The sequence below is a fragment of the Psychrobacter sp. PSP genome (assembly GCF_024085615.1).
In the GTDB taxonomy this organism is placed as follows: domain Bacteria; phylum Pseudomonadota; class Gammaproteobacteria; order Pseudomonadales; family Moraxellaceae; genus Psychrobacter; species Psychrobacter pacificensis.
This window is the reverse complement of sequence record NZ_JABLTF010000008.1, coordinates 142555-149725: the sequence shown is the minus strand read 5'-3', so window position 1 is coordinate 149725 and position 7171 is coordinate 142555. Positions and strand designations below refer to the sequence as shown.

Annotated in this window: 5 protein-coding genes and 1 tRNA gene; 1 reads left to right on the top strand and 5 read right to left on the bottom strand. The window is 42.6% G+C overall.

The window, feature by feature from the left end; translation table 11 throughout:
- Positions 1-188: IS3 family transposase (locus tag HL061_RS02680; protein WP_252962367.1), on the top strand; the 188-nt coding region annotated here is incomplete at its 5' end.
- A 552-nt stretch (positions 189-740) separates the two neighbouring features.
- Here HL061_RS02680 and HL061_RS02675 read toward each other — a convergent pair.
- From HL061_RS02675 to HL061_RS02655, 5 genes are all read right to left on the bottom strand, one after another.
- Positions 741-2012, bottom strand: a complete 1272-nt coding sequence (locus tag HL061_RS02675) for an integrase family protein (protein ID WP_071001740.1) — start codon at positions 2010-2012, stop codon at positions 741-743.
- A 170-nt stretch (positions 2013-2182) separates the two neighbouring features.
- Positions 2183-2259, bottom strand: a tRNA-Ile gene (locus HL061_RS02670).
- 93 nt (positions 2260-2352) lie between these two features.
- On the bottom strand, positions 2353-3165 hold the full coding sequence (locus tag HL061_RS02665; protein WP_252962479.1) for a pteridine reductase: 813 nt from the start codon (positions 3163-3165) through the stop codon (positions 2353-2355).
- Positions 3166-3191: 26 nt separating this feature from the next.
- The gene (locus HL061_RS02660; RefSeq protein ID WP_093069869.1) at positions 3192-4379 is read right to left on the bottom strand and encodes a tRNA nucleotidyltransferase; all 1188 of its coding nucleotides are present in this window, start codon (positions 4377-4379) and stop codon (positions 3192-3194) included.
- Positions 4380-4543: 164 nt separating this feature from the next.
- Positions 4544-6862: an NADP-dependent malic enzyme gene (locus tag HL061_RS02655; protein WP_093069872.1), complete on the bottom strand. Its 2319-nt coding sequence runs from the start codon at positions 6860-6862 to the stop codon at positions 4544-4546.
- Between the last annotated feature and the right edge of the window lie 309 nt (positions 6863-7171).

The following is a 7171-nucleotide window of genomic DNA, read 5'->3' as shown; positions in this document are numbered from 1 at the left end:
ATAAATCTGAGGTAATTGACTATTTAAAGGAGAATTGGACTGGCGTTAATGATGTTGAACTGGCAACCCTTGAATGGGTGGACTGGTTTAATAAAACACGTCTGCATAGCACGATTGGTTATGTGTCACCTTTTGAGTTTGAAAAGCGGTATTACGATAATTTAACCCTGTCAGGCATCGCTGCCTGACTCAAGTAAATCACTCTCCGATATAGTCGGGGCGGTTCAGATAGTATTTTTAGAAGATCATTCCACAAAGGTAACTTACTATTTATATCACCACTACTAGCAGCGCTTCTACTAAAGCCAGAGCCTACCATTATAGCAGCGCCTTGATATGAAGTTTCATTTCGCCAAAGAGCTTCGGCGAGCTTTTTTAGTAATGGATAGTCGGGTAAGCTTTCAATACTCATAATGGCTACTCGTAAATAGTTAAATATTTATCATTATATTTAGTCAAACACAGCGTACCCGAAACTGAACGTAAAGCACGATCAAACAATGACTGCTCTCACAGCTATGACAGTCCAATTTATCATACTAAGAAGTATACTGCTTATAAAATAGAGTAGTAGTAAAACCCATCACAGAGAAGCGCTAATTGCGTTGGTTAAACTCTTGCAAACAATCATAGAGCTATTACAAATGAATATAGGTAGTGTAACTGGTCGCCATCACGGCTCGTTCTTACTAAATTAGTTGACGATATTTTTAGAGTACTCTTCTTGAAATGTTAGTAGGTTAGTAATATTTACTGATGATTTCATCTTGTGTCATGCCAGCAAGCCGACAATAGAAAGACTCTATTGAATTTGAAGCGTCTCTTAGTTGCCGCTGTGACACTTGGATATATTGTAGGGTAACATCATCGGTTGATTTAGCTTCACGGTGATTGAGCAAGCGTTTAAGGACTGGATAGCTGATGCTTGAGTTATTAGCTACCGTTCCAAAAGTGCGGCGCAAATCATGTGGTGTAATATACAAGTTTGTTTGATTACTTATGGCCTTATAACTACGGCTTAAATCTTTTATATGGTCATCGCTAGCTTTCAAGTTGCTCGGGAATACCCATTGCTTGCCAGCGCTTAATCTGAATCTTTCTTCAAGCAGAGCTTGTAAGATATCACTAGTAGGCATATGATAATTAGAACCATTTTTTGTAGCTTTGAATACTATCCTGCCAGCTATAAGGTCGACGTCAGACCACTTTAAGGGCTGCGCTTCATTTAAACGCACACCAGTGAACATAAAAAGTAGCATGATATCTCGTGCATTATTGCTATGGGGCGCTTGCAGGTGTGAGCTTCTATCAACATAATTTAAAAGTGTTTTGAGATACATACCTAAATATTCTTCTTCAACATGTTTAGTACGCGGCTTAATTATATTCCAATCTTTCTTGGCGTTAAGTATGCGTACTGGTTGCTCTTTAATTAAAAAGTCTTCGTTATCATCTAAAAAGCTATCACGACAATAATTCCAAACTGACCTTAGAGCTCTCATAGTTGCGTTAGCCTGAGCTTTACTATGCTTGCTTATCTCTTTATGCTTATCACTTATCATTGACTTAGATATATCATTTAAAGATATATCTAGCCAATCATCTAGCTTGTTTAGTATTTGACCATCATAAGTGTCAATAGTGCCTTTAGCTAAGCTAGTCTTTGCTGATTTAAAGTAGGTATATGCATCTCTCAGTGTTGGTACATTATTGGTCTTATCTTTCGGCTCTTCCAAGACCTCATGAAGCCCGTCATAAACATGCAGACCTTTTTTTATATTAGCCATCATTATGCTGGCTTTTTCACGTGCTTCGGTTAGCGTAATCAAGTGCGTTTCTTCCACTTCATCTCTATATAGCTTTCCGTTAATACGCTTATGTAATGTATAACGTTTGGATTGTTTGCCCACGCGTAGCGCAAAACCAGTTAACACATCGTCCATATAGATTTCAGTACCTTTAGCGGTATAGTCTACTGAATCTATAAATTTTTTGGTAAGTTTAACCTTCATATATCACCCATGCAGCAGTATATAACCATAGTGTTAGTAATATCATACTTTAATTACTATAAGGGTCAAAGTATCAAGATAGTATCAAAAAACCAACTAAGTCCATGCGTTCGCATAAATTTTAGACAATAAAAAACCCTTACAAGTCAATGACTGTAAGGGTTTGAATATGGTGGGCCCAGTAGGACTTGAACCTACGACCAAAGGATTATGAGTCCTCTGCTCTAACCAACTGAGCTATGGGCCCTAACGTTAGACGCACAATGATACCTGATTTTTTGAATTTTTCAAGTAAAAGATGGCAAGTAACCAATAAATTTTTAATCGGTTTAAAAGCGGATTAAAAGCCACTACCAGCCATAGTCAGGCTACGCCCCCCATCGATTGTGATAATTTCACCTGTGACATAATGCGCCTGTACCAAGTACAGTACACTATGAGCAATCTCCTCAGGTTTACCGATTCTTTGCATAGGGATTGAATCGATAATATTGGTTTGTTGTACTTCATCCATGGCTTGGTCGCCATTGGGGTCGGGTAAGATATTGACGCCAGGTGCAACACCATTGACGCGTATGTCTGGTGCCAGCTCTAACGCTAGCGACTGAACCATCATTCGATGCGCAGCCTTTGCCATGTTATAGACCGTATAATTGTTAAACGGTCTATCATGCGCGTGAATATCCAATAAGCTGATAATACAGCCTTGCTGATGTTTGAGATAGGGCAGTAGCGCTTGGCTCAATAGTAAAGGCGCCTTGGCATTGGTTAGAAGTAATTCATCCCACTGCGTATAATCAATGTTACCAAGCGGGCTTGGGTAGAACCGTGATGCATTATGTACCAGTACATCTAGCTGCCCAAACGCTTCCATGATATTTTTAACAAAATTCTCTAACGCTGCACCATGATTGACTACTGCCAAATCCGCAACAATAACCACTGCGCTATTAGCACGGCTTTTGTTAAATTGGTCAGCTAAGCTATTAGCTTCTTTTTCGCTACGATGACAATGGATAATGATACGGTAGCCTTGAGTGTGCGCTGCTCTGATAATTGCCGCACCGATGCGCTTAGCGCTACCAGTTACCAGCATCACCGGAGGTTGGGTGTCAGTATTCTTTGATAGCAGAGTGTTAGGTTCTTGGTTCATAGTGACAATGTTTTTTAAAATGCTTTTTAATAGGTGTCATGCGCTTGTAAGTGTTCAATTCTGCTTTGACGTAAGGCTGCTCCGATGGCTGGCCCTTTAAGATCTGGTGCAATATCTGTCATACCGATTGCATGAAAGCTATTTAGTGCTAGCATCATCTGACGGTGCTGTGTTGCCAGCTGTAAGACGTGACTGCAGACAAGGAGCTGTGACAGCTTATCTGGCTCTTTATGAGCACCACAAGCTTGTATAAGGTCAATCTTTTTGGCAGCGCTCAGACTGTTTATCATGCTCAGCGTTTCGGCTTGCTGAGCGAATAGGATAGCAAACTGCGTATGCGCTTTGGGGACTTTAGCTTTATTACCGGTATCATTGATATCTCTTAGCGCTTTTGATTGGTCAGATTGGTCATGCGTATGTTCATTATTAAATAGTGACGGGGTCAGGCTGACCATTAACAGTGCCCAACGCTGTGGCAAGTTTAGGCGCATTTGGCCTGCAAAATATAATGCTGTCTGAACCGTCTCTCGTATATGAGTGTCCTCCCAAGCATCATGCAATGGGGCAAAGTACTCTGTAAGCGCACCAATCTCAAACAATTGCTGCCAGTATACTTGCGGTGATAGTTGCATCGTTGCACGGCTCGACTCTTGCCAGATACGTTCCGCACTCAAATGAGCAAGCTCTCCTGAGTTGACCAGTTGACGCATTAGGGTCAAGGTGTCTTCCGCAATGGTAAAACCCAAATCATAATAACGCCCGTAAAATCGAGCCGTCCTCAGCACTCGTAATGGGTCTTCGCTAAAAGCGCCAGACACATGGCGCAGTATGTGACTCTCTAAATCTTGTAATCCTCCGTAATAGTCAATGACATCGCCACTGACAGGGGTATCATCGGTGAGACTCACAACCTCGATAGCTATTGCATTGATGGTCAGATCACGGCGCTGCAAATCCTCTTTTAAACTAACATTAGGACTGGCATGTACGCTAAAGCCTTTATATCCTGAGCCTTGCTTGCGCTCTGTACGTGCAAGGGCATACTCTTCATGAGTGGTGGGGTGCAAAAACACAGGGAAGTCCGCACCTACTTGTTGAAACCCTGCATCAAGCATCTCTGAGACAGTTGCACCAACGACGACGAAGTCTTTATCTTTGACAGGTTGTTGTAATAGTTGATCTCGAACCGCACCACCCACAAGATAAATTTGCATAAAAGCCTCTTCTTATTGAACCGATATCAGCGGCCCAATCGCAATAAATCAAAAAACCGCCCATGCGTGATGTGCATTGGCCGGTTTTAGTATAGCAAAAAGGCCCTGCCAATGGATGACAGAGCCCTTTTGAATCACATAATCATACGAAGTAGGACGTCTGATTATTTTTCGCTTTCTAAATCTTGTGCTTCAGTCACAGTCAATGCCGTCATATTGACGATACCGCGAGCAGTCGCTGATGGCGTCAAGATATGTACTGGCTTATTCGTACCTAACAAGATAGGTCCAATAGACGCACTGCTGGTTGCCGTTTTAAGTAAATTAAAGGCAATATTTGAGGCGTCAAGCGTTGGCAAGATCAGCAAGTTCGCAGCGCCTTTTAGTGGGCTTGATGGCATATCGTTTAGGCGGATATGTTCATTCAGTGCGGCATCTCCTTGCATCTCGCCTTCAAAATCAAAGTCGACATTCATGTCAGTTAGTAGCTCATGAACCTTGCGCATTTTGACCGCGCTGGCAAGATTTGAAGCGCCAAAGTTTGAATGAGAGACTAATGCAACACGTGGCGTGATACCAAAACGGCGGATTTGATCGGCAGCCAGAACGGTCATCTCAGCCAACTGCTCAGCGGTTGGATCTTCATGCACGTACGTATCAGCGATAAAGATGTTGCGATCTTGCATCAATACGGCATTCATCGAATAAAAATCATTGATGCCTTCTTTTTTGCCAATGACGCTTTCGACATACTTTAGGTGCATCTGGTAGTCACTAAAGGTACCACAAACCATACCGTCAGCATCACCGTTGTCAACCAATAAAGAACCAATCAACGTGGTTTTACGGCGAACATCACGACGAGCAAGCTCGATACTCACGCCGCGGCGCTTGTTTTTCTCGTAGTAGCCCTGCCAGTAGTCTTTGTAGCGAGGATCATCATCTTGGTTGACGATCGTGATGTTTTCGCCATCTTTTAGACGTAAGCCCAACTTATTGATGTGATCGTTGATGACTGCTGGACGACCAACCAAGATTGGCTGAGCCAAGCCTTCATCGACGACCACTTGTACGGCCAATAAGATATTATTGTCTTCGCCTTCACAGTATACGATACGCTTTGGCGCAGACTTAGCGCGTGCAAAGATAGGCTTCATAACAAACGCAGAGTTGTAGACAAACTCAGACAGACGCTGACGATATGCCTTCATGTCTTCGATTGGCAGTGTCGCTACGCCTGAGTCCATTGCCGCTTTGGCAACCGCAGAGGCAATCTCGATGATTAGGTTTGGCTCTAGTGGGCCAGGGATTAGGTAATCACGACCGAAGCTTTTCATCGTCTCGATGTTTCTGACGTTGGTCGTAGGGGTTGCTTCGACGTGTGCCATGGCAGCGATGGCTTTTACGCAAGCGACTTTCATCTCTTCGTTGACGGTTGTCGCACCAACGTCCAAGGCACCGCGGAAGATGTATGGGAAGCATAGTGCGTTGTTTACTTGGTTTGGATAATCTGAGCGACCAGTTGCCATGATGACGTCTGGACGTACCGCATGTGCCAATTCTGGCATGATTTCAGGTGTTGGGTTGGCAAGTGCAAAGACAATAGGATCTTTTGCCATACGGCGAACCATATCTTCTGATAGAGTACCTGGCATAGATAGACCTAAGAACATATCCACATCGTCCATCACTTCTTCGATAGAGGTAGCGGTTGTCTCACGAGCATAACGTTGTTTGGTTTCATCAAGGTTTTCACGACTAGTGCTGATAATGCCACGTGAATCTGAAACAATAATGTTGTTTTTATTAACACCAAGCGCGCAAATGATGTCTAGACAAGAGATGGCGGCTGCACCTGCACCTGAACAGACAACTTTAATTTCTTCGATTTTTTTGCCAGTAATCAACAAAGCATTTAGCATGGCTGCGGCAACGATGATTGACGTCCCATGTTGGTCATCATGGAACACAGGAATGTTCATGCGCTCACGTAGTACGCGCTCAATTTTGAAACATTCTGGTGCTTTGATGTCTTCTAGGTTGATACCACCAAAAGTAGGCTCAAGGGAGGCAACCGCTTCGATGAATTTGTCTGGATCATTTTGAGCAATTTCAATATCAAAAACGTCGATACCTGCGAACTTCTTAAATAGAACGCCTTTACCTTCCATGACTGGCTTCGATGCCAATGGACCGATATTACCCAGACCCAATACAGCAGTACCGTTAGTGATAACACCAACGAGGTTATTACGTGCCGTGTATTTAGACGCAAGTTTTGGATCTCTTTGGATCTCAAGACAAGGTACAGCAACACCTGGAGAGTAGGCGAGTGCTAAATCACGTTGGTTGGCTAGCTGCTTAGTAGGGGTTACCGAAATTTTACCTGGGCGTGGAAACTCATGGTAATGTAAGGCAGCTTGTTCAAACTGCTCTTTTTCTGTACTGAGGTTATCCGTATTCGAAGTGGTATCGTCATTCATAATAATTGCCATGGTTGGAATAAATTGGAATAAATTAAATGGTGATAAAAAACAACGTCTAACCCTCCAAAGATCATTGAATGATAATAATTGAAAGGGATAAAGACGTTAAACGACTCACGACCATCAGAATCATGGTCGACGATCAAAGATCAGGTCAAAAAAGCAAACCAGCTAAAATATTCATTCTAGCATTATTGCCAATTCACTGCCTAGTCAACAACGGTGAATTGTGCGAATAATATAATAAAATGATATTCGTTATTTATCTCGTTGATAATGCCAAAAAATGCAGTTGGATATCAACCT

What these genes read in the sequence shown, in the direction of transcription:
- HL061_RS02655 (WP_093069872.1), bottom strand. Translation starts at nt 6,862, where the DNA reads ATGAATGACGATACCACTTCGAATACGGATAACCTCAGTACAGAAAAA.
- HL061_RS02675 (WP_071001740.1), bottom strand. Translation starts at nt 2,012, where the DNA reads ATGAAGGTTAAACTTACCAAAAAATTTATAGATTCAGTAGACTATACC.
- HL061_RS02660 (WP_093069869.1), bottom strand. Translation starts at nt 4,379, where the DNA reads ATGCAAATTTATCTTGTGGGTGGTGCGGTTCGAGATCAACTATTACAA.
- HL061_RS02665 (WP_252962479.1), bottom strand. Translation starts at nt 3,165, where the DNA reads ATGAACCAAGAACCTAACACTCTGCTATCAAAGAATACTGACACCCAA.